This is a genomic window from Spiroplasma endosymbiont of Amphimallon solstitiale (assembly GCF_964030965.1).
Taxonomy (GTDB): Bacteria; Bacillota_I; Bacilli_A; order Mycoplasmatales; family VBWQ01; genus Spiroplasma_E.
Window position 1 is genome coordinate 869713 of sequence record NZ_OZ034999.1, and the last position, 22245, is coordinate 891957.

Sequence of the window (22245 nt, forward strand, 5' to 3'; positions counted from 1 at the left end):
TGTTTAGTAATCTGTGTAACTTACAAAAATAACTATGTTTAATTAATTCTAGTAAATATAATTAAATGACTAGAAAGAGTGAGTTACAGATGGCTAAAAAACAAAATATTAATAATAATGATCCAATATCAAAAGCAGTAGATTTATTATTAGAAAATACTGAAGATTTAACAACAGTTTTTAAAGAAGGGGGTTTATATAAAGAATTAACAAAACGTTTAGTTGAAAAAATGTTGAATTCTGAAATGCAAAATTATTTAGGATATGAAAAAAATCAACATAGTAATACTGAAAATGCTCGTAATGGTACAAGTTCAAAAAAATTAATAACTCAACAAGGTAAAATTGAGATTGATGTACCAAGAGATCGCAATAGTGATTTTACTCCTGTAATAGTTGCAAAAAGACAGCGAAGATTTGATGGTTTTGATCAACAAGTGCTTTCACTATATGCAAAAGGTATGACTCTATCTGACATTAGAATGCAGTTACAAGAGTTATATCATGGTGCTGATATTAGTGAAAGTGTTATTAGTCAAATTACTGATGATGTTATTGATGATGTCAAAACATGACAAAATCGACCATTAGAAAGCGTTTATCCGATTGTTTATTTTGATTGTATAGTAGTTAAAGTTCGACAAGATAAACGGATTATTAATAAATCAGTTTATATAGCATTAGGAGTTGATTTAGAAGGTAAAAAAGATGTTTTAGGCTTATGAATTAGTGAAAATGAAGGTGCTAAATTTTGATTAGCTAATTTCACAGAAATGAAAAATCGAGGCTTAAATGATATTTTGATTGCTTGTAGTGATAATTTAACAGGCATGTCAGAAGCAATACAAGCAGTTTATCCTAAAACAGAACATCAATTATGCATTGTTCATCAAATTCGAAATAGTTTAAAATATGTTTCATACAAACATCGAAAAACTCTAGTTACAGATTTAAAACCAATTTATAGTGCATGTAGTGAAGAACAAGCAATGCAAGCTTTAGAATCATTTGAAAGTAAATGAAATAAACAATATCCCCAAATTGCTAAATCTTGATATAAAAATTGAGAAAATTTGATGATTTTTATTAGTTATCCTACAGAAATCAAAAGAGTAATTTATACAACAAATGCTATTGAATCTGTTAATAGTCAATTACGAAAAGTTATTAGAAACAAAAAAGCTTTTCCTAATGATATGTCAGTTTTTAAAATATTTTATTTAGCAATTGAAAATATAACAAAAAAATGAACATTGCCTATTCAAAATTGAAATACAGCAATTGCTCATTTTATGATAAAATTTGAAGACAGAATTAATCTGAACTAGTACTTTGTAAAACAAAGATACACAGATTTCTAAAAAGCCTCAATTTTTCACCAGTATAACCAGCATCTACTATTATTTTTTGAACTGCAGAAAGATTTTCTTTTTCATTTTCAATCATTATTATAGCGCTATTACGATCTGTTTTTTCTGCTGTGGTTATGTAAATTGCATGTGGTAAACCTTGAGAATCAACAACAATATGACGTTTTATGCCTGAAATCTTTTTACCAGCATCATAACCTTTATTTTCAGTAGTATCTGTATTTTTAACACTTTGCGAATCAATTATACAAAAACTAGTTTGTTCTTTGCGATTATTATTGATACGAACTTTTTTAACTAATTTTTTTTAAAATTAATTGCAATACACTAGGTTCTTTACCATTATTTTTACTTCAAAATGAGGCTTTTTAGAAATCTGTGTATCTTTGTTTTACAAAGTACTAGTTCAGATTAATTCTGTCTTCAAATTTTATCATAAAATGAGCAATTGCTGTATTTCAATTTTGAATAGGCAATGTTCATTTTTTTGTTATATTTTCAATTGCTAAATAAAATATTTTAAAAACTGACATATCATTAGGAAAAGCTTTTTTGTTTCTAATAACTTTTCGTAATTGACTATTAACAGATTCAATAGCATTTGTTGTATAAATTACTCTTTTGATTTCTGCAGGATAACTAATAAAAATCATCAAATTTTCTCAATTTTTATATCAAGATTTAGCAATTTGGGGATATTGTTTATTTCATTTACTTTCAAATGATTCTAAAGCTTGCATTGCTTGTTCTTCACTACATGCACTATAAATTGGTTTTAAATCTGTAACTAGAGTTTTTCGATGTTTGTATGAAACATATTTTAAACTATTTCGAATTTGATGAACAATGCATAATTGATGTTCTGTTTTAGGATAAACTGCTTGTATTGCTTCTGACATGCCTGTTAAATTATCACTACAAGCAATCAAAATATCATTTAAGCCTCGATTTTTCATTTCTGTGAAATTAGCTAATCAAAATTTAGCACCTTCATTTTCACTAATTCATAAGCCTAAAACATCTTTTTTACCTTCTAAATCAACTCCTAATGCTATATAAACTGATTTATTAATAATCCGTTTATCTTGTCGAACTTTAACTACTATACAATCAAAATAAACAATCGGATAAATGCTTTCTAATGGTCGATTTTGTCATGCTTTGACATCATCAATAACATCATCAGTAATTTGACTAATAACACTTTCACTAATATCAGCACCATGATATAACTCTTGTAACTGCATTCTAATGTCAGATAGAGTCATACCTTTTGCATATAGTGAAAGCACTTGTTGATCAAAACCATCAAATCTTCGCTGTCTTTTTGCAACTATTACAGGAGTAAAATCACTATTGCGATCTCTTGGTACATCAATCTCAATTTTACCTTGTTGAGTTATTAATTTTTTTGAACTTGTACCATTACGAGCATTTTCAGTATTACTATGTTGATTTTTTTCATATCCTAAATAATTTTGCATTTCAGAATTCAACATTTTTTCAACTAAACGTTTTGTTAATTCTTTATATAAACCCCCTTCTTTAAAAACTGTTGTTAAATCTTCAGTATTTTCTAATAATAAATCTACTGCTTTTGATATTGGATCATTATTATTAATATTTTGTTTTTTAGCCATCTGTAACTCACTCTTTCTAGTCATTTAATTATATTTACTAGAATTAATTAAACATAGTTATTTTTGTAAGTTACACAGATTACTAAACATTGCCTTCAAAGGTGCTGATATTAGTGAAAGTGTTATTAGTCAAATTACTGATGATGTTATTGATGATGTCAAAACATGACAAAATCGACCATTAGAAAGCGTTTATCCGATTGTTTATTTTGATTGTATAGTAGTTAAAGTTCGACAAGATAAACGGATTATTAATAAATCAGTTTATATAGCATTAGGAGTTGATTTAGAAGGTAAAAAAGATGTTTTAGGCTTATGAATTAGTGAAAATGAAGGTGCTAAATTTTGATTAGCTAATTTCACAGAAATGAAAAATCGAGGCTTAAATGATATTTTGATTGCTTGTAGTGATAATTTAACAGGCATGTCAGAAGCAATACAAGCAGTTTATCCTAAAACAGAACATCAATTATGCATTGTTCATCAAATTCGAAATAGTTTAAAATATGTTTCATACAAACATCGAAAAACTCTAGTTACAGATTTAAAACCAATTTATAGTGCATGTAGTGAAGAACAAGCAATGCAAGCTTTAGAATCATTTGAAAGTAAATGAAATAAACAATATCCCCAAATTGCTAAATCTTGATATAAAAATTGAGAAAATTTGATGATTTTTATTAGTTATCCTGCAGAAATCAAAAGAGTAATTTATACAACAAATGCTATTGAATCTGTTAATAGTCAATTACGAAAAGTTATTAGAAACAAAAAAGCTTTTCCTAATGATATGTCAGTTTTTAAAATATTTTATTTAGCAATTGAAAATATAACAAAAAAATGAACATTGCCTATTCAAAATTGAAATACAGCAATTGCTCATTTTATGATAAAATTTGAAGACAGAATTAATCTAAACTAGTACTTTGTAAAACAAAGATACACAGATTTCTAAAAAGCCTCAAAGCCTCATTCAATCAGATAATTAATTTTTCATTATATTTATTAATTACTTTGGGAGCATACCGATGTTGTCTATAATATTCATTAATTGTCTTTAAATTATAAAGGTAGACGAGAATAATTTAGACTCAATATGCAATTGTATGTTAATCTTAACATTTGTAAAACATAAGTCAACAATAATACTTAGTTTTATAATTCAAAAATTCTTATTAAAGAAATTTTTAATAAATTTTATTTTATTTTTAGTTATTTTTACTTTATCTTTTATTTTATAATAACTGTATTGCCGTGTTTATTTGATAGCATTTAAAATTAACCATTTTTGAATACATATCAATATTATACGTTCTACCACCAATCATATATTTTAAGATTTGTTTAATATTAGTTTCAGTAAAACAACCAATATTTTCAACTAATGCTTGATTTAATATGCCATCTTTTGCATTAATAAAATAACCAACTTTTAATTTTGGATATTTTAATATTAATGAATTTAAAAAATCAATTAATTCATAATATTGACCTTTTGAAAATAAATTTTGTGCATATTCATAATGTAGTTTAGCAATTTTATTTTTTCTTCTTCCTGCCATAATTCCAAGAAATAAAACATGAAAAGCATGGAATTTATCTAAAATAAATTTAGCATTTAAAATTTTAGCAGTTTTTCTAATCCATTTTGCACTATCTCCACAAATTATTAAATTTGCTTGGTCAAAATTTTCAAAATATAAATTACCATATTTTTCAATTAATTTAGCAGTTTTTTCTTTTAATTATGTAGAAAAGTAGTGGTAAAATAAAAAAAGTCATCAACTTGACTTAAAATTTGATTTTATTAAATTTTGGGATTTATTTTTTTTACAAACTGAAATATAACACATTGGATTTTTGATAAGGGGTTAATCCGTAGTGTTGATATTTTCATTTCCATAAATTGAGGTAATTTTGAATATTGGTAAATCCAATGCCATGGTAATGAGTAATAAATTCTTTTAAACTTGATTGTATTTTACTGACATTACTTAATTTTTTATAATTTAATTCTTTATTTTCTTTTGATTTAAACTGCTGGATAGTGGATTTAGTTTGTTTAGCTACTGTATCATATAATACTTGCATATCACAAACTATAATTGAATTTTCTTCGATAAGTTTCGATGTTAAGTTTTCTTGTACTCATTTTTTATTTAATCTTTTAGTATTTGTTGTTTGAGCATAGATATTTCGGTTTTCATCAATTGCCATTTGAATACAACAATTTAAATCTTTAGCATTTTCTTCAATTCATTGTTTTCTTGGATCATTTGGATCTTTAAAGTTTCCTTTATGAATTTCTTTGATAAAAGTTTCGTCAATTTCAATTCTAGCTTTTAATTTTACAAATTGATTTTGTGTTTTTACTAATTGTGTTGATTTCATAAATTTTTGACGATTAAATCAGGCAGTTTTATTTGTAGTATTAATAAATTGAGAAATAATGTAAGCAGATTGACCTAAAGTAGCTATTTGTATCAATAAATCTCATTGATCATGAGATAAATGACTTCAATAAAAATAATGATTTTTAAAAGCATGAAAAGTAATATTACAACTTTTACATTTATATCTTTGCTTATAATCTTTACTACCATATTTAGTACACAAAAAAGAACTACAATCTGGACATTGAATCCCTTTCTCTTTGAATTTTTGTTCGACTGCTTCAAATTTTTCTTTTTTCTCAATTTGTTTAATTCTAGTTTTATTTTCTCTAAAAATCTCAATAAAATCTTTATCAGACAAATTATTTAAAATTTCTTTTACTGTATTTTTATTCATTTAAAATCACCTCTTTAATATTAAAAATACCATATAAAAATATATTTTTGCTAATTTTACTAATACCACTACTTTTCTACAAAATTAAAGGTTTTTTCTGCACCAATTTCTGTTTTTGATACTCTTATTTTACATGCAGCTCTTTTATTAATTAATTTTCCATTTTTCTTTTTACCAGTACACATTACTAGTAATCTCATAGAACATTTCTTACAATTTTTATTACTATGTTTATCATTAAACTTAAACTTTCTATGACCATCATCAATATTTACATATAAAACTTGATTTGGTTTTAACTTTATTTTAGGAATATTAATTTTTAGTAATTGAAATTTTTTATATGTTCTATAAACAGTACTACTACTTATTAAATTATTAATAAAAGTATCACAAACATCACGATATCTTTTTCCATCAGTAAAATATTTTAAGATTTGTTTAATAACATCTGGTGCAAGTTTACTATACTTTTTAACACCAAGATATACATCTAATAATGAAACATATTCATTTTTTTGTGTTTTTTCATTATAATATACACAGATGCGTCTTTTATAAGTTAATAAACCTTTTTTTGATTTTAATTTTCGCCTTCTAAATTTATATGATTTATATATAGACTTATCACATTCATTTCATAATTTCTCATCTATTTTTGCAAATAATTCTTTTAATTATGTAGAAAAGTATGGATGACCAAAAATTATTCATCAATTTACACTTAAAATATTATTTTTAATTAAAAATTTGTTAAAAGTAACATTATTTAGTGTAAAAATTCTCTAAAAATAACACTTTATCATGTATCATTACTTTTCTACAAAATTAAAGAATAATTCTTTTGTTTGTTTTAAATTTAATTCATCTTGATTAAAATAGTGTTGTTCTCAATTAAAATGTTTTTGTGAAATTAACATTTTTTATTTCCTTTCTAATTTTGGATGTTAATAATAATAAATTTTAACTTAATATGTCAACTAAGGAGAAAATATGCCATTCATTAGTAGTTATGCACAATTAAATAAAAAATATGATCTTAATTTTAGTGATAATAATTATGGTTTTAGTTGAGATATTTTTAAAAATTTTGCTGGTGATGAATGAGCTGAGTATTTTACTACTAATTGTTTTTATCGTTTTATACCAACAGCACGGGGAACAAGAAAAACTTGAAATTGTTTAGCATTTGATTTATTTATATGCTGCAATTTTAGTGATAGTAGTGTCCAAGAAGTACGACGATATGAAAATACCCATAGCGAAACTACTATTGGTGCATTAATGAATGTTTGCCAAGTATTATTAGATAAATATGATATTAATTTATTACCTAATAATCCCCATGGTATTAAATGAAAAATTACTAAGGACGGTGGGTGTATTATCTTTCCTAATAATCAACAAATTGACTTTATTGGTTATGCAAATGGTAATAAAATTTTTGGAAAAGAAGCAGGTGGATCAAGTTTTTTAGGTTCACGAACAGATGAAATAATTATGGCAGAAGAAAAAGAAACATTAACAGAAAAACAATTAACATATCGCTATGAACGATTACAAAATTCTATGTTTAGAAGTAATCGTATTAAAGTTTCAAATGAACCAATTAAAGAATGAAGTTGAACATTTATTGATAAAAATATATATAGTTCTACTTTTGGAAAATCAATTACTCGCTATTTTTATAAAAGTTTTTTTATCACTTTCACATGTAATCCTTACGATAAATATCATCCATTTTATTTAAAGTACTGTACACCATTTTTACCTTTAAATGATAAAATAATGGATAATCTTAAAAAAGTTGGTAAAGTTTATTATGAAAATAAAGAAATGTTTAGTGGTTTAGGTTTATTTATTTTAAGATTTACTATTCAACCATTTTGAAATAAATTACCAGAAATTCAAAAAAGAACATTAATAGAAATGAAAAAAAGTAATCCTGATGAATTTAATACTGTTTTTTATGGTTTTGAGTTTTTAGATAGTGATGCAACAATTTTTCCATTTCAAAAAACATTAAAATATTGACAAAAATATGATTTAAAACAATTTTATAATCAAGAAAAAGATATGTATAAATTTGATTTTTATAGTGTTGGTGTTGATTGAGCAACTGGACATAAAGACCATACTGTATTTATGGTAGTTGGTTTTAAAGAATATAATAATACTGGATATTATGATGCTTATCTTATTTGTGAATTAATAGTTACACCAAATGATTTTATTAATGAAAATGAAAAAATTAATGCTTATGTCGATGAAATTTTAGGATTAATGGATAATTTTGAAAATTTTGAACAAGCAATTTATTTTTATGATGATAAAGCAAGAACTGCCATTGATTGATTAAATCAAAAATTAATTGATGAACATAATATTATTCTTATTACCCAAAGTGCGATTAAACATGCTTCAAATCTAAATCAAGAAGTAGGATTAACTAATAGAGTAGTTTGAATGAGAAATATTATGAGTTATGGAAACTTTTATGCTAATAAAGATGATTTACCAAAAACTACGCAATGTCTTGAAGAATTACGTTATGATCAAACCAAAACTAACATTCCAGATAAAAATATGTACCAAGATCCTTATGATGCTCTGTTTTATGCACTATATCCATATAAAAATGTAATTCGTGGTAAAAATAATGCTACTGTGAAAAAAAGTATCTTCACATTTGCGATATAATAAACAAGTAACATATAATTAATATATAGGTATCACAAAATAAACGCCTTTAATTTAGGCGTTATTTTGCGTTTAAAAGGCATATTGTAAAAATAATAAAAAATAAGTATACTTTAAAAGTAAAATTAAGGAATAAGGAGTAATTTAATATGAAAATATGAATAAAAAAAAATTTAAGTAAAATAACATTAGCATTAGCACTAACTGGTGCTACAACTGGAACAATAGGATTAATCATGGGGGGAGTGCTTACACATGAAAGTAAAAAGTTTAATTATTATTTAACACCAAATCATGAAGTAGTCTTTGGAGATACTACAATTTGAAAACATAAAAATAGTTATGATATATATTTATATTTTGCTAATAAACCTGATAATGGAAGTAGTGATTTTAAATGAGATGGTACTTATCCTGATGGATATTTTAAAGATTAAATTTCTAAATTGATATAAGAAATATTTTCGTTATATTTATCAAATAAATTAATATTTTGTAAATTTATTTCTTGATTAGTTGTTACTAAAATTAAATCATAATTTCCTGCACCAAATATGCCACTAATTTCAATCCGATTTAAGTTATTAATCGCATTTTTAATTTGTAGTTCAAATTTATTATCATTATCAATTTGTAATATTTTTTCATAAAATTCTAATTTTGAAAATAATTGAGATTTACTTGAACCATATAAATTTAAAGCACTTTCAATTTTACTTTTATCAATAATCATTCTTGAAAAGTATTTACCATATTCACCATTTCCTAGTGTTCAATCAGCAGGAATTAATGAAGGTATATTATTACTTTCTAATTCATTTGTAATAGACAATCAGTTAAATTGATTATCATCAAGTTTAAATAATTCATTTTGGCTAACATCATTATTTTTTAATTTAACGTTATTAATATCTGTAAAGTCAAAATACTCAGATTTTAACATTACTTTTGCATCTTTAAATTCTCAAACTTTATCTGGTGTGGAATGTATAGGATTTGATTTTAACTCAAAATAATATGGTAATAATAACTTGTAATCATCATTTAAACCATTATTAATTGACATTGTTGAATAAATATTTTTTGATAACATCATAATTACTTGTTTAAGTATTTTAATTTGTGATAAATTTATATAATTTGGATAATCTAATTCTCATTGTTTAAACAAATTAGTGATAACATCATTTGGTTTTTGACCTTCAAACTTTCCACGCATTCTATCTAAATCATTTAATTGTTTTGGATTTAATGTTGCGCCATCAAAATTCCTATTATAAGTATATGTATAAGTTAACATATCTAATAATACTTGTTGTAAACTATCAATAGTTGGTGCATCATTTATTTCAATTTCAATATCATTGAATTTATCATTTGTTGCAACATATTGATAAAATTGACTTTCACCCGGGAAATTTCAAACTTCTTTATCTTTTAATTCCTTTTCTTTCTTTAATGGTCATTTACCATCTCAAACAGTACCCATTTCATAACCTAATCAAGCATGAGTTACTCTTGCATTATTAATAATTTCTTTTCTTGTTTTTTTACCACCACCAATAGCAATTAAATCTAAAACTGATTTTTCTTGTCCTATGAATTGTTTTGCAAGATTTCAAGGTAATATTTGTTCACTAAATCATTGTTGTAATATTCTAACTTTTGGTTGAGTTTCAATAGGCATTGATAACAACGGAAATGCTATCTTATCTTTAACAAATAACTTTGGGTATACTTCCATATTATCAACTTCACCAAGTACCTTTATATTGCCGAAAATCATGCTTCTAGGGGCTTTAATTTTTAAACCAATTACTTTGGTATCTTTATCTAATGGTTTTTGTAATTTAATAATGATTGGATAACCATCTCGTGTTTTAAAATCTTTAATTTTAATAATAGTAATACTTTTAGTACTTCTTGTTTTTGGATTTTGATAAGGTTGTGAATAGTTATTAATGATATATAAAATATCAATATTATTTTCAGTTAATGGTTCATTAATAGATACTGCATATAACTTAAATTGATTTAATAAATTTATTTCTTGAAATATTAAATTTTTAATATCAGTCATACTATATTCAATAGTATTATCATTAATATTAGTACTTGCTCTTTGATTTAATTGCATAGTAAAGTCTGATGTTTCAACAGCAGTAGTTTTTAATACTTTATCAATATCAATAAAACCTATTTTAATAGTATTTGCTGAAAATTTTAAACTATTATTTTCATTATTTTTAAATAAACGTGCAATTTCATAAATATAAATTGTTCTTTTTTTAAATTCATCATATGCTCTATTAATATCAGGGTCACTAGTTGCACGCATCATATTAGTAAAATCATAAGGGATATTATCTATTAAGTAATCATTTTCTACATCTGCTTGATTAAGTTTAGTTTGCTTTTGTTTCTGTGGAAACTTGGTTTGTGGTTTGTTGTCTTGGTTGTCCATTGTTTTCTCCTATTAATTGGTTATTTTCGGGATTAAATAATTTTAATTTAACTGTTAAATTATTAATTTCTTGTTCATCATTAATATTAAATGTTTTACTAATTAATAAATCTTTATCAACACTTACTAATAATTGAATAAATTTAAGAATATCAATATTAAATTGTCATAATTTTTGTTCAATATAATTAATGGTTGAAATATTTACAGCTGTACTTTCGGGAACTGATTGTTGTGCTGATTTTTTTTGACTTGGAATGTGAATACCACAACGTTTAAATATTTCATTAACATTTCAATCGTAGATATCAGTTAAGTTTTTACCTTTAAAATTACTGCTTGTCATATTAATATTTTCATTTTTTTCATTATTATCACCAGTAGTTTTTCAAATATAGTTTTTAGTAACTAATATTCTTACTGCTTCTTCCATTGAAGATTGAACATTACCATAAGTTTGGTCAAAAATAAACTTCGGTGAGTTTAAAATACAATCTAAAACAATTTGTTCATAAATAACATCTAGTGCTTTAATTTTATCCATTACTTTATCACAATCTGCTAACTCATTTGCTTTATTTCGCATAATTGCTATTGGTATATAATTAATGTTTAATGTTTGTTCTTGTGATAAATTAGGATTATTAATGTATGATTTAAAATCTAATTTAGTTTGTTTTTTAGTATCATTAATACTATAAATTGCACGATTAATTGTTACTTGTTTATTATTTAATGTATAAATTTCAAATAATCTTACTGTTTGTGCATTTTGTTCATAATTATCATAAAAAATAGTACATTCAATTAATTTACCTGTAATATCATAAACTCTTTGTTGGATATCTACTACTTGAAAATATAAATTATCATTAGCAATATAAATTAAATAACCACTAATTCCTAATTTGCTTAATTTAAAAATAGAATTTCAATTTTTACGATAAAATTCTTGTTGCATTAAATATTGTGTAATAGTTTCATTATTAATTTCTAATGGAGCATTATATAAATTAGCATTATTTTCTGCTACAAAATCAGTAAAATAAGTTTCATGGTTAAAATCATTAAAACCAAAATAATTTAAAATAGAAGCATGTATACTTTTATTTTTATTAGTTAAAAATTTTAATTTTTCACTTTGATTATCATTAATATTATTTTTTTCTTTTCTTTTAAATAAACTTAGCATAATATTCACCACCTTTCTTTAAAATATTTGATTAATTTTTAATATAATTTTTACAATAATGAATATAATTAAACCAGCAGTTGCTGATGATAGAATTACTCCAATTAAACCTAAAATAATTTTTATAATTTTAAAAAACATAATATTATTCCTGTAATTCTTCTAATTTTCATACATTACCTTTTAAATTACCTTTTCCACTATAAATAGTAATCAATTTAGCATGTTGAACTGATAAAATTACTATATTAACACTATCATTAAAGGTTTGTATTGGTACACCAGCAATTTTGTTATCCGTTATAATAAATTCTTGAATAGTATAAACTGGATTATATATACTTCAAGAATAATAAACTCTATAATGTTTATTAACTATAAAATCATAAGTAATTTGTCAATTATCTCATTTATTTTTTTCTCTTGTTCCTACATCTTTTCATTGTTGATTATTTGGACTTGGTGTTGGATTATCTGGTAATTCAATATCTCAACAATTTTCTTCAACTTCATTTGTTTCTAAACTTTTTGAATTAATTTTTATTTTTGGTGTAACATCAACTTTAATTGTATTTTGTAATTCTTCTAATGAAAGAATAGCACCATAATTAATATCTCCACCTTTTAAATATAAACTACAATTAAAACTACTTTCTCTAACAGTTAAAGTTAATATTACATCTTCATCTTTAATTTTAAATTTTGCAAGTAAATAATCTCCACCTAAATAATTACCAGTTTTAAATTCTACTTTATGCTTTATATTTGCTTGATTTACTGGTAATTCATCTAATGTTATAATTACTCTATATACAGTATTAAAATTAATTTCAAACGTATCTCATTCACGATTATTTTTACTTTTACTTATTACTTTTCATATTTCTTTATCTTGTTTTTTATCAATATTTGCTTTATTTTCATTAATAGCACCAGCAACAGTTTTATTAATAGTTTCTAAATTAGGGATTTCTTGACTTACAGCATTCAATTGAAATGCTACTGGAAACTTTTTTTCTGTGTCTTCTAATTTTTTATCTACTTCTTCTTTTTTATAATAATCAGTTAAATCGATTTTACCACCACTAGCACTAATTTTATTATTTTCATCAATAGTTATATTAGTACCTGCAATTAATTTATCTTGTTTTTTATCTAATAAATTATTAGTTTCTAGTTTTGTGTAATAATCACGTTCAGTATTTTCTTCTGCTATAAATTCAGTTGGTGTTCCAGTACCTTGATATTGATATATATTATGAATTATTGGTGTATACTTTTTTGTGCTATTAGCAACAATAAATTTTATTAAATTATCATCATATAATAACATTACTTTGTCAATATTAACATCAATTTTTTCAATTATTATTTGTCTATTTTCTATTTGATGATTAGTAATTCTTATATTAGATTTAGTTAATTTATTATTACTTATAATAAGTTGTTTACTATCGATAAAATAATATGTTCAATCAATAATATATCATATATCTGTTTTAATATTTTCATTTTTAACTTTTTTTCATAAAGGACTAGTTTCAATATTAAATCAATTATTTTTAATATCATCAATATTTTGTTTATTAATATCAACTTTATTTTCTAATAATTTAATACTATTTTCATTAGTAGTAATTCTTTTTTGTTGTTTAGCAGAAAAGTCAGCAGTCGCAGCATGAGTAAAATCACCAATTTGTGGATTATTTTGTAATGCTTCTGGTGGTAATGTACCAATTTCATCAGGTCAATCTAAAATCATTGTTTCAGTTTTTGGGTCATAATCAGTTGCAACATAACCTTTATTTATAAAGTTTGTAACACGACCCCTATATATCTCATTTTCGTTATCATTAACTAAATCATCATATAATTTTATTTGTTTTGATAATGTAAATTCTTTTTGTTCTTTAATTAATTCATCAACTTGATTTCTAGTATAAAATACTTTTAAGTCAATTTTTTCAATATCTATTTCATCTTGATTATAATTTGAAAATACTTGTTTTAATTCTGTTAATCTTGCTCATATTTTCATTCTACTTGGTGCTAAATCTCAAACATTAATTGTAGGAATACTACTTGCATTAAATGATGTACCATTATTGAATTGAATAGTAGCATCAACATTAAATTCAATTGGTGTACGATTAAATACTCAATGTTCAACCATTACATAAACCATATCTCTTAATGTTTCTTTAATTAATTCATCTTTAAAACTATCAAAAGGAAATTTAGATAAAATAAAATCAAGATAAGCATTAATATCATTTTGAGCGCGAATAGCAAAAGTTGTAAATCAGTCTTTGACATTAGGTCATGTATTTATATATTGAGGTGGAGTTTCTGTAATTTTTCCAGTTAATGGATATCAGTTATTATAATTTTCAAGACTGACATCAGTTCAAAGTTTATTAATCATAATTTATCATTCCTTAAAAAATGCTTTTTTATAATGTTTAGTTTTTGTTTTAGTTTTCCTATGTGATATATGGATAATTTCTTTTTGTAATTTTTTCTTACCTTTTTCTACAACTTGACTATATGCAAATTTTTCTAAATGATGTAATAGTCCAGTACCAAATAAAGTATTAACTGAAAATTTTAAACCAACACTTTTAAATGATTTATTAATATTTTCAATAGGATTATTAATAACATTTACTACTTTATGATAAGTTCTAATAGTTCTAAATATTTCTCTATATACTTTAAAACTATCTCTAATTACTTGTTGCACCACTGGTGGAGCAAATGCTATTGCTTTTATCATTTATTACGATTAACACCATAACCAATGTATCAACCACTATATCAACGATATCAATGAAATGGATGTATTTGAGTAACAAAAGTTTTTGCTTTAAGAATACTATCAACAACTGTAATTGGTTTATACTTAGGATTACGATGATAAATAGTAATTGCACATTTGTCTAATGATAAAGGTTGAATTTTACAACCCATAAATACTGGTGAATTTAGTGGAATTAATTGTGCATGTTTAATTGCTCTTTTTTCCTTTAATTTTGTAGAAAAGTAATGATACATGATAAAGTTTTATTTTTAGAGAATTTTTACACTAAATAATGTTACTTTTAACAAATTTTTAATTAAAAATAATATTTTAAGTGTAAATTGATGAATAATTTTTGGTCATCCATACTTTTCTACATAATTAAAACTTTTTTCTGCACTAGTAAATAAATCTGTTGCTTTTTCTTTTAATTTATTAATTTTTTCAAATGCTTGTTTTTCTAATTTTTCAAATTTTTCTTGTAATTTATATATACTTTCTCGTAATTTTTCAAAATATGGTGTATCTTTTCAAAATTTATTTAAACCTTTTTTTAAATAAAATCTAATATCAAAATACTTAAAAATTTTATTTGCATTTAAAACAATTTTATGAATTGAACTATTTTTAAAATTAAATTTAATAGCATTAGCACGAATTTTTTGTAAATCTAAAATTAAAGTTTTTCCATATCTATTCTCTGTATGTATTGTATGAACTAAATTTAATCAATCATGTTGGTTCATTTTTAATACTTCTTTTAATTCAGTATTATATTTTTTTAAAAAGTTATTTGCTTTTTCAATATCTTTAATTTTAAACTTTGGAGTTAATTGTGGACTTAATTTTATTAATGTATTTTGTAATGATAAATATTCTTTTATTTGTTGTGATTTTAAAGATTTAAAATTATTTTTAAATTGTTTTTCAGCAACATAACCTAAATTTTGTGTTATTGTTTCACGATTAGGTGCCAAACTATAATTAAATAAATAACGTTTATTACCAATGATTTTATCTGTTAAAATTTCTTTTCCACTTACTTGACTAATAATTTCTTGTAAATTTTTTGCTTCTTTAACACCAATTTGTTCTAATGTTTTAGTTTTTTGTGCTAACTTAATAAATTTAGTAGTACGATAACCACGACTAATTTTATTAATTCCAACAAATGCAGGTAATATATTAAAAAAAGTATTTAATGGTGTTACATTTCCTTTTAAATAATCATAAACTTGATTAATAGTAAAATCAGTTAAAAACTCTACACCAACAGCACTAATACTAGCAATTAAATCACTTGCACCTAATCCAAGTGCTATACTTTCACTTAAACCACCAGTAAAAGGAGCAAGTGCTACTGCTATTACTTGTACACCAATCATTTCTAAAATTTCTCATCAAAAACTTTTATTTTCTTGTTGGTTACTTGTTCTAGTATGTTTTGGTTTATTTATGTTTAAAAGTATTGCTGTACTAGTTGTACCAATTGGCATGATATTAATTTCCTTTATTTAAGAGTTATTTTAATTGGATTTGTTGTTCCTTTATAATTTAAGTCATTAACATTTGCAGTAATAGTTATATATAAGTCACCTACTTTTTGTTTTTGATTACTTACATTAGTTTTTCCTTGTGCATCACTAAAATATTTAATAGTTGGATTTGTTAAATTAGGATTTAATGTTTTAAATTCATTAGTACTTTTTATTTCTGTATTTAATTCATTGTTATTGTTATTAACATTTGCAGTAATATTTGTTGTTAAAACTGTAATTTTAGTTTTTAAATCATTTTTTTCTGTTTTAATAACTCCACATAACATTCATCTTGATGTTGTTTCATTATTAGAAATATATGGGATTGCTTCTCCAACAACTTCACCAGCAACTTTATATGCTCTTCCTGCTTTAGCATCTTTAATAAAATCTACATAAATAACTGTATTTTCTATCATGTATCTTTTCATCGCTCTTGGTGTTGCTAAAACAAAGGTCATTAATTGTTGTTCATTTTTATCATTAGTAAAAATCATATAGTCATCAAGAACGATTTCACATAATACGCCTTTTACATATAAATTATTTCCATTTAAACGTAATTGTTGTGCCAACTGATTATCGGTAATTAAACCTTTATTATCTGCTAAATAAACTAAACTATCATAAAGACCATTAGTAATAAAAAATTTACTATTTGCAATATTTCTAAATTGAAACAAAGTATTTCAAGCAGATAACATCGATTTTAAATAGTCTACTGGTGTTGTATCTTCAATATCGATTTTAGTAGCAAATTTTGCAATTGCTTGTGTATCATCAATTGCCAATTTATCTGCTAAATCATTTGCAACTTCATATTGCATACTATCTAATAAATTTTGTCCATTATTTGCTTTTAAATCTACATCTGCAATAATTTCTCCTGCAAGATATTTTTTAGTTATTTTTTTACTAATTTTATCTGTATCAACATATGGTAATTCATATCTTTTACTTTTATCATCCCAAGCAATAATTTTTACTTCCGGTTTTTTTGGTTTTTTAACAATAAACTCAATATTTACTGAGTCAACAATTTCAGTAGGAAAAAAGTTTGCCCATGGACTATTTGAAATTTTAAAAAACTCTATAAATTCTGGTGCTTCTACTAATCTCTCTGTATTGTCTAAATTTTGATTAAATGGTACTGACATTTTATTTCTTCCTTTCGTTTATAAATAATTTTTCTTTTTATAATTAATTAAAAAATTTTCTTTATCATTTGTTTTATTATTAATAATTATTTGTTTATTGCCACCTGTATTAATTGGTTCTTTAAACAATGGTTGTTCTTTAATAATTTTTTTAATAGTATCTTCGATTTTTGAATTTTCTATCTTATTTGTTTTAAATTTTAAATAATCATAAAATTCACTTTTAACTTGATATTTTTTAAATATATTAATTATTTCTTTTTCTTTTATTTCTTGATTAAGTTTATTTAATTTATTTTCTGCTTCATTAACTTTATTTTCTATTTCTTGTGAAACATCATTTTCAGTTACAGTTTGCGTTGTTTGTTGTACCTTAGTTTCATTTTCTAACATTTAACATTCTCCTAATCTTATCCCAATAATCAATCTTTAACTAATTGTGGCATTTCATTTATTAATTTTTTATAATCATTAACTGCATTTTCTAATATATCAATATCAGAAAATTTAAAACAATATTCAATATCTAAATCAAAATCTCTATCAATTTTGATATCATATTTTCTATATTTTTCATTAAATTCATTTTTTGTCATTTTATTTTTCTCCTTTATTACTTATTTTCTTTATTAATTTTTTCATTAAGTTTTGCTAATTTTTTTTGATGTTTGATAATTTTATTATTTGCTCTAACATGCTTTGGAGTTGTAATAAATCGTTTTAATAAAACAATAATTTCTCGACAAAGTAATGTTCCTACACTTGTTCCAATAATAATTAATTCATGTATAAATTCTTTCATTTCCATATTTTCCTTTCTTTTTATAAGTGATAATAATTTTCATCAAATGATAATTGTGCATTAATATTAACTTCGCTCATATCACTACCATAACTATTAATACTTACATTATCATTAATAAGATTTGCAGTTTCATTAGTAAATACTGTTTCTTGCATTTCAGTATTATTATGTACTGTTTCCATAGGTAATAAATTATGAATAATTTCACTTATTCCTGCAATAATTGTAGGAATAGCATAAGCATTATTAAAATCATTATTTATCCCCATTGCTACACCACTACTTATTAAACATCCACCAGTTGCCATATTTGCTATTTTTCTTATATTTTGAAATCTATTAGGTATTAATTCAGTTAAACCACTAATAAGATTTGAAACACCATAAGCATTTAATGAAATATAAGTATCTCAATCCATTAAATTATTAGGATTATTATTTATACTTAATAATGGTCATGGGGGCGTTTCTGTAGTTGTTGTAGTTGTACTTGTAGTAGTTATAGGCATAGGTGTTGTAGTTGGTTCAATAGGTTCAATTATTTCATTTATAAATTTACTATAATTTGCTAAACCAATTGTTCCTAATCCTAATAATATTTTTTTACTACTATTAATTACTTTTGTTTTATTACTTGGTCTTTGATTTAAGTTTCATATATCTAAACCTAATTTTTTACCAAATAATAAACTATTAATTGAACCTAATATTGGATTACCTATTAATTGCCCATAATAAGCACTTGTACCTATCATTGCTGCAATAGGACTTATTCCAGTTCTTATTAATTTAGTTAAAGTATAATTTGATTGTGTATTTTCTATATTTGGCATAATTTACTTCCTTTAATTTTCTATTTTTTTAATTCAAACTTTTACTCAACCTTGATAAACATCATTATCACCAACTATTAATGCAACATTATCTTCGGGGTCAGAAATAATTATATGTTGTGATTTAACATTAGGATATTTCATTAAGATAATTGCTCTAATATCATTATGAGTACGAAGTGCTTGTGGTGATGGTGATAATATTTCAATTTCATCTTTATCACCAAATAAAGTAGGTAATATAATCATTAATGAAATTCTCCGTTTTCTATTTTTTCAAATATAGTATCGAAAACATATAAAGTTTCTGTTGTTAATTTTTGATTCTTTGGTAATTTATTAAAATATTTAATTAATTTTTCTTTATTAATACAATCTTTATGCCTTGATTTATTAATTTGATCAACTTTAATTCTATGTTCAGTACAATATGCTCTTCCATATTCATCTTGTTTCTCTTCTGTTTTATTACTACATTTTCAAGTTACACTACCATTTGCGTTAACTCGTTCTGTTCAATCACAATAGTTCATTATTTATTCTCCTTTTTATGAGTTTTAGTATGTTTAATATTTTCTTCATCACCTATCATTATTTTTCCACAATAGGTACAACAATATTTTGTTCAATATCCCATAATTATTTATTTTCCTTTTTTCCTAATTCTGTCTCTAAATCATCAATTCAGTCATTAATCATGTTTTGAACAGTATTATAATTACCATTTTCAAGATGTTCACGTATTGTATATAAAATATTTAAATCTACTGATTGACTATCCCAGCGTTGTGTTACTTCTTTTACATCAACAGTTATTTTTTTCATTATTTACATTCCTTATTTTCCATTAATTGTTTTATTTTCACTTCAATTACATTGTTTAGTCATTATTTAAGTCTCCTTATTTTCCTTATTTTTTGTTAAATCATTAACTATTTTTTTTAAACATTTCATACATCAATTTTTAGTTAATCAAATTCTTTTATTACAATATTTACATTTATTCATTTTTACTCTTTTCATTTTTTAAATCATTTAACATTAATTGAACAAAATGCACGATTTTTAGGAATATTTAAAGTATTAAAGATTTGACCACTTACTATAATTTCATCATTTTTGTTTAATAAAATACATCGTTTATAAAATTTTGGGTTATTAAAAATTAAAGTAACATAGTTTAAACCATTCCATTGCCCACGAACACTATAATATAATTGTTTATTACCTTTTTCATGATATTTTGCTTCAATTGTGTTACTAAGTTTTACCGTTAATTTAACATAATTTGCTTTATCTTTCATTTTTAAAATTCCTTAAATAATATTGAATATGCTTATATGCATCTTCTTCATGTTTTGTTAATTTTATATTTCCTTTATAATTTTCTATTTTGTTTTTGTTTTTTGGTTCATTTTCATGATAATCTCAGTTCATAACATCTTGTACTAAAACCATTAAAGCACCAATAATTTTAGGAGTTGCTAATGGATTAGTTAATAATTGTTTTGAACTTAAAAAGAAATTTTCGACAATAACTAATATTTTTTTATTAATAAATTGTTTTTTAATTTTTAAAAAGCATTCTTTAAATAAATTTTTACTTTCTAGAACAGTTTTAGTTTTAAATGTTTCATTAAAAATAATATTATTAGTTTCGTTTGAATATATAATAATTCCATTACTACCAATACCAGCAGGATCAATGCCAATAATTAAGTCATATTGCATTATTAATAATCACTACATCAATCACAAACATATCCATATGGTTTTGTATAATCCAAATGTTCTTCAATATCATAATCATCTTCAAATTTTCTAATATGATGTTGTGCTGCTTCTAATTCTGTTTTAAAGTAATAAAGCATAGTAATTTTTTCTGCTTTATATAATTCGCCACATTCTACACATCTTTTTCTTTTCTTTTTAGTTTTATTCATAATCAAAATATCCTTTTTCAATTATTTTTGCTGTTTGTTTAAGATATTTAGGTAATTTATCATAGCAACTATTACATATTAGATAAGGTATAGACCAATTTTTATATTTAATAGTTTTAGTTGAAATATTAATACAATCTTTTCAAACTTTATTAATACAAACTTTTAATTCACATTTTTGATTTTCTTTTATATTCATAATTTTATTTATTTCTTTAATGTTTATTTACAGCAATTAATAAAATTATTAATCCAATTAAAGTTGAAATTGAATAAATAATTATTTTTATTTTTAATCATTTTTTTTGATGTTCTTTTGCTATTTTTATTTTTTGTTCAGTTTGTAATTCTTTATTGTCTTTTTCTTTCATTTTTGCTTTCTTTCTAATATATTCTGTTGCTTTTAGCATAAAGAATATATATTTTTATTTTTAGATTATTAATACTATTAGTTATATTTTTCCTTTAATTTTGTAGAAAAGTAATGATACATGATAAAGTGTTATTTTTAGAGAATTTTTACACTAAATAATGTTATTTTTAACAAATTTTTAATTAAAAATAATATTTTAAGTGTAAATTGATGAATAATTTTTGGTCATCCATACTTTTCTACATAATTAAAATATTTTTCTAAGAAAAATGGGCTCGAAATAAATTGTAAAATTTTAAAAAACATTGAGGCATTCGATTCAATATTTATTTAATTTATGTTAAACAAATTAATATTTTAATTGAACCGGCACCGCTCAATTTTTTTTACAAGTTTTAAATTTATTTTCTCGCCCAAAAAAATTTTTCAAAAAAAAATAAAAAATAAAACCAACACTCGCTCACTGGGGAGTGGCGAGGTTGGTTAAATAAAGAATTAATAGAATTAATATAGTAGGTTCCCTAGTAGGTCTATATATACTAGTTTCCAATTCGCTCCCACCCCAAGAATTACCATTATTTAATGGTTAGTATATTTTATTAGGTATCACTCCACTTATTATTTATCCATGCAAGTCCAC

Annotated in this window: 26 protein-coding genes and 3 pseudogenes; 4 read left to right on the plus strand and 25 right to left on the minus strand. The window is 23.3% G+C overall.

What is annotated here, in order from left to right; all coding sequences use genetic code 4:
- The first annotated feature begins 89 nt into the window (after positions 1–89).
- Positions 90–1328 (plus strand): IS256 family transposase, encoded by a 1239-nt coding sequence (locus AAHH39_RS05340; protein WP_342219323.1) that lies wholly within the window; start codon positions 90–92, stop codon positions 1326–1328.
- Between the two features lie 46 nt (positions 1329–1374).
- On the opposite strand, the pseudogene AAHH39_RS05345 reads toward AAHH39_RS05340, so the two are convergent.
- A pseudogene (locus AAHH39_RS05345) lies at positions 1375–1677 on the minus strand (transposase); the annotation flags it as partial.
- A gap of 94 nt (positions 1678–1771) precedes the next feature.
- Positions 1772–3010, minus strand: coding sequence for an IS256 family transposase (locus AAHH39_RS05350; RefSeq protein ID WP_342219298.1), 1239 nt, complete (start codon positions 3008–3010; stop codon positions 1772–1774).
- A gap of 100 nt (positions 3011–3110) precedes the next feature.
- On the opposite strand from AAHH39_RS05350, the pseudogene AAHH39_RS05355 reads away from it, so the two are divergent.
- Positions 3111–3932, plus strand: a pseudogene (locus AAHH39_RS05355) (IS256 family transposase); the annotation flags it as partial.
- A 313-nt stretch (positions 3933–4245) separates the two neighbouring features.
- On the opposite strand, the gene AAHH39_RS05360 reads toward AAHH39_RS05355, so the two are convergent.
- The 3 genes from AAHH39_RS05360 to AAHH39_RS05370 all read right to left on the minus strand — a co-directional run bounded on the left by AAHH39_RS05360 (position 4246) and on the right by AAHH39_RS05370 (position 6000).
- Positions 4246–4572 (minus strand): hypothetical protein, encoded by a 327-nt coding sequence (locus AAHH39_RS05360; RefSeq protein WP_342219113.1) that lies wholly within the window; start codon positions 4570–4572, stop codon positions 4246–4248.
- A 268-nt stretch (positions 4573–4840) separates the two neighbouring features.
- Positions 4841–5800, minus strand: a complete 960-nt coding sequence (locus AAHH39_RS05365; protein ID WP_342217913.1) for a transposase-like zinc-binding domain-containing protein — start codon at positions 5798–5800, stop codon at positions 4841–4843.
- A gap of 68 nt (positions 5801–5868) precedes the next feature.
- Complete coding sequence (locus AAHH39_RS05370; protein ID WP_342219114.1) at positions 5869–6000, minus strand: hypothetical protein; 132 nt, start codon at positions 5998–6000, stop codon at positions 5869–5871.
- 793 nt (positions 6001–6793) lie between these two features.
- Between AAHH39_RS05370 and AAHH39_RS05375 the strand changes: the two genes are divergently transcribed.
- Both AAHH39_RS05375 and AAHH39_RS05380 read left to right on the plus strand, forming a co-directional pair.
- Positions 6794–8500, plus strand: coding sequence for a hypothetical protein (locus AAHH39_RS05375; protein WP_342219115.1), 1707 nt, complete (start codon positions 6794–6796; stop codon positions 8498–8500).
- A gap of 149 nt (positions 8501–8649) precedes the next feature.
- A complete protein-coding gene (locus AAHH39_RS05380) occupies positions 8650–8937 on the plus strand; it encodes a hypothetical protein (protein WP_342219116.1) in 288 nt (95 codons plus the stop codon).
- Here the strand turns inward: AAHH39_RS05380 and AAHH39_RS05385 are convergent.
- From AAHH39_RS05385 to AAHH39_RS05480, 20 genes and pseudogenes are all read right to left on the minus strand, one after another.
- Positions 8934–10964, minus strand: coding sequence for a hypothetical protein (locus AAHH39_RS05385; protein WP_342219117.1), 2031 nt, complete (start codon positions 10962–10964; stop codon positions 8934–8936). The genes AAHH39_RS05380 and AAHH39_RS05385 overlap by 4 nt on opposite strands.
- Positions 10906–12156 carry a hypothetical protein gene (locus tag AAHH39_RS05390; RefSeq protein WP_338956690.1) on the minus strand — a complete coding sequence of 417 codons (1251 nt, stop codon included), beginning with the start codon at positions 12154–12156 and terminating at the stop codon, positions 10906–10908. The genes AAHH39_RS05385 and AAHH39_RS05390 overlap by 59 nt, the downstream gene beginning before the upstream one ends.
- Positions 12157–12301: 145 nt before the next feature.
- A complete protein-coding gene (locus tag AAHH39_RS05395) occupies positions 12302–14581 on the minus strand; it encodes a hypothetical protein (RefSeq protein WP_338956685.1) in 2280 nt (759 codons plus the stop codon).
- Between the two features lie 3 nt (positions 14582–14584).
- Positions 14585–14932, minus strand: a complete 348-nt coding sequence (locus AAHH39_RS05400; protein ID WP_342219118.1) for a hypothetical protein — start codon at positions 14930–14932, stop codon at positions 14585–14587.
- A complete protein-coding gene (locus tag AAHH39_RS05405) occupies positions 14926–15210 on the minus strand; it encodes a hypothetical protein (protein ID WP_342219119.1) in 285 nt (94 codons plus the stop codon). The genes AAHH39_RS05400 and AAHH39_RS05405 overlap by 7 nt, the downstream gene beginning before the upstream one ends.
- Positions 15211–15225: 15 nt before the next feature.
- Complete coding sequence (locus tag AAHH39_RS05410; protein ID WP_342219120.1) at positions 15226–16452, minus strand: hypothetical protein; 1227 nt, start codon at positions 16450–16452, stop codon at positions 15226–15228.
- A 14-nt stretch (positions 16453–16466) separates the two neighbouring features.
- Positions 16467–17651: a hypothetical protein gene (locus tag AAHH39_RS05415; RefSeq protein ID WP_342218208.1), complete on the minus strand. Its 1185-nt coding sequence runs from the start codon at positions 17649–17651 to the stop codon at positions 16467–16469.
- 18 nt (positions 17652–17669) lie between these two features.
- On the minus strand, positions 17670–18044 hold the full coding sequence (locus AAHH39_RS05420) for a hypothetical protein (protein WP_342219121.1): 375 nt from the start codon (positions 18042–18044) through the stop codon (positions 17670–17672).
- A 17-nt stretch (positions 18045–18061) separates the two neighbouring features.
- A complete protein-coding gene (locus AAHH39_RS05425; protein ID WP_342219122.1) occupies positions 18062–18247 on the minus strand; it encodes a hypothetical protein in 186 nt (61 codons plus the stop codon).
- Between the two features lie 17 nt (positions 18248–18264).
- Entirely contained in the window at positions 18265–18453 is a 189-nt protein-coding gene (locus AAHH39_RS05430; RefSeq protein WP_342219123.1) for a hypothetical protein, read from the minus strand.
- A gap of 20 nt (positions 18454–18473) precedes the next feature.
- Positions 18474–19289, minus strand: a complete 816-nt coding sequence (locus AAHH39_RS05435; protein WP_342219124.1) for a hypothetical protein — start codon at positions 19287–19289, stop codon at positions 18474–18476.
- Positions 19290–19301: 12 nt separating this feature from the next.
- Positions 19302–19538: a hypothetical protein gene (locus AAHH39_RS05440; protein ID WP_342219125.1), complete on the minus strand. Its 237-nt coding sequence runs from the start codon at positions 19536–19538 to the stop codon at positions 19302–19304.
- Positions 19538–19822 (minus strand): hypothetical protein, encoded by a 285-nt coding sequence (locus AAHH39_RS05445; RefSeq protein ID WP_342219126.1) that lies wholly within the window; start codon positions 19820–19822, stop codon positions 19538–19540. Before AAHH39_RS05445 ends, AAHH39_RS05440 begins: the two co-directional genes overlap by 1 nt.
- A 106-nt stretch (positions 19823–19928) precedes the next feature.
- Positions 19929–20114, minus strand: a complete 186-nt coding sequence (locus AAHH39_RS05450) for a hypothetical protein (RefSeq protein WP_342219127.1) — start codon at positions 20112–20114, stop codon at positions 19929–19931.
- A 185-nt stretch (positions 20115–20299) separates the two neighbouring features.
- Positions 20300–20593, minus strand: coding sequence for a hypothetical protein (locus tag AAHH39_RS05455; protein WP_342219128.1), 294 nt, complete (start codon positions 20591–20593; stop codon positions 20300–20302).
- The gene (locus tag AAHH39_RS05460; RefSeq protein ID WP_342219129.1) at positions 20583–21020 is read right to left on the minus strand and encodes a hypothetical protein; all 438 of its coding nucleotides are present in this window, start codon (positions 21018–21020) and stop codon (positions 20583–20585) included. The genes AAHH39_RS05455 and AAHH39_RS05460 overlap by 11 nt, the downstream gene beginning before the upstream one ends.
- Positions 21021–21022: 2 nt before the next feature.
- Entirely contained in the window at positions 21023–21232 is a 210-nt protein-coding gene (locus AAHH39_RS05465) for a hypothetical protein (protein WP_342219130.1), read from the minus strand.
- The gene (locus tag AAHH39_RS05470; protein ID WP_342219131.1) at positions 21225–21431 is read right to left on the minus strand and encodes a hypothetical protein; all 207 of its coding nucleotides are present in this window, start codon (positions 21429–21431) and stop codon (positions 21225–21227) included. The genes AAHH39_RS05465 and AAHH39_RS05470 overlap by 8 nt, the downstream gene beginning before the upstream one ends.
- A 16-nt stretch (positions 21432–21447) precedes the next feature.
- Entirely contained in the window at positions 21448–21603 is a 156-nt protein-coding gene (locus AAHH39_RS05475) for a hypothetical protein (RefSeq protein ID WP_342219132.1), read from the minus strand.
- Positions 21604–21740: 137 nt separating this feature from the next.
- A pseudogene (locus tag AAHH39_RS05480) lies at positions 21741–21857 on the minus strand (IS30 family transposase); the annotation flags it as partial.
- Positions 21858–22245: the final 388 nt, after the last annotated feature.